The 1,982-nt window shown below is 42.1% G+C and carries 1 pseudogene; it reads right to left on the reverse strand.

Annotated elements, in window-relative coordinates:
* Positions 1-1,982, reverse strand: a pseudogene (locus Q4517_RS15360) (gliding motility-associated C-terminal domain-containing protein); the annotation flags it as partial.

Consider the following 1,982-nt stretch of genomic DNA (forward strand, 5'->3'; position numbering starts at 1 on the left):
ACTGTGATAGTTTGGGTATGACTTACTGTATTACCACAGTTGTCAGTTGATTCCCATTGACGTACGATTTCTCCACAGCCGTCTACTACCGTATTGTTTACTTCTGTAAAGATTACATCTACTACGGTATCACAATTATCAGTCGCTGTGATTGTTGGTACTGATGGTATGGCTTCACAGTCTACTGAAATATCGGTTGGTTCTGCTGATAAAGTTGGTGCAGTGGTATCGGTTACTGTGATAGTTTGGGTATGACTTACTGTATTACCACAGTTGTCAGTTGATTCCCATTGACGTACGATTTCTCCACAGCCGTCTACTACCGTATTGTTTACTTCTGTAAAGATTACATCTACTACGGTATCACAATTATCAGTTGCTGTAATCGTTGGTACTGATGGAATGGCTTCACAATCGACACTTACATCGATTGGTTCTGCTGATAAAATTGGTGCAGTCGTATCGGTTACCGTAATGGTTTGGGTATGACTTACTGTATTACCACAGTTGTCAGTTGATTCCCATTGACGTACGATTTCTCCACAGCCGTCTACTACCGTATTACTTACTTCGGTAAAGATTACATCTACTACGGTATCACAATTATCAGTTGCTGTAATCGTTGGTACTGATGGAATGGCTTCACAATCGACACTTACATCTGCTGGTTCTACTGATAAGGTTGGTGCAGTCGTATCAGTTACTGTGATGGTTTGGCTATGACTTACTGTATTGCCACAGTTGTCGGTTGATTCCCATTGACGTACGATTTCTCCACAGCCGTCTACTACCGTATTACTTACTTCGGTAAATACTACGTCTACTACGCTATCACAATTATCGGTTGCCGTAATCGTTGGTACTGATGGAATGGCTTCACAATCGACACTTACATCGATTGGTTCTGCTGATAAAATTGGTGCAGTCATATCGGTTACCGTAATGGTTTGGGTATGATTTACTGTATTACCACAGTTGTCGGTTGATTCCCATTGACGTACAATTTCTCCACAGCCATCTACTACCGTATTGCTTACTTCAGTAAATACTACATCTACTGAGGTATCACAGTTGTCCGTCGCTGTGATTGTTGGTACCGATGGAATGGCTTCACAATCGACACTTACATCGGTCGGTGTTGCTGATAATACGGGTGCAGTTGTATCGGTTACTGTAATGGTTTGAGTATGGCTTACTGTGTTGCCACAATTATCTGTTGATTCCCATTGACGTACGATTTCTCCACATCCGTCTACTACCGTATTGCTTACTTCGGTAAAAATTACATCTACTACGCTATCACAATTGTCCGTCGCTGTGATTGTTGGTACCGATGGAATGGCTTCACAATCGACACTTACATCGGTCGGTGTTGCTGATAATACGGGTGCAGTTGTATCGGTTACTGTAATGGTTTGGCTATGACTTACTGTATTGCCACAGTTGTCGGTTGACTCCCATTGACGTACGATTTCTCCACATCCGTCTACTACTGTATTGCTTACTTCGGTAAATACCACGTCTACTACAGTATCACAATTATCAGTCGCTGTAATCGTTGGTACTGATGGTATGGCTTCACAGTCTACTGAAATATCGATTGGTTCTGCTGATAAAGTTGGTGCAGTGGTATCGGTTACTGTGATAGTTTGGGTGTGACTTACTGTGTTGCCACAGTTGTCAGTTGATTCCCATTGACGTACAATTTCTCCACATCCGTCTACTACTGTATTGCTTACTTCGGTAAATACCACGTCTACTACAGTATCACAATTATCAGTCGCTGTAATCGTTGGTACTGATGGTATGGCTTCACAGTCTACTGAAATATCGATTGGTTCTGCTGATAAAGTTGGTGCAGTGGTATCGGTTACTGTGATAGTTTGGGTGTGACTTACTGTGTTGCCACAGTTGTCAGTTGATTCCCATTGACGTACGATTTCTCCACAGCCGTCTACTACTGTATTGCTTACTTCGGTAAA

Source organism: Tenacibaculum sp. 1_MG-2023, from assembly GCF_030547425.1.
GTDB lineage: Bacteria > Bacteroidota > Bacteroidia > Flavobacteriales > Flavobacteriaceae > Polaribacter.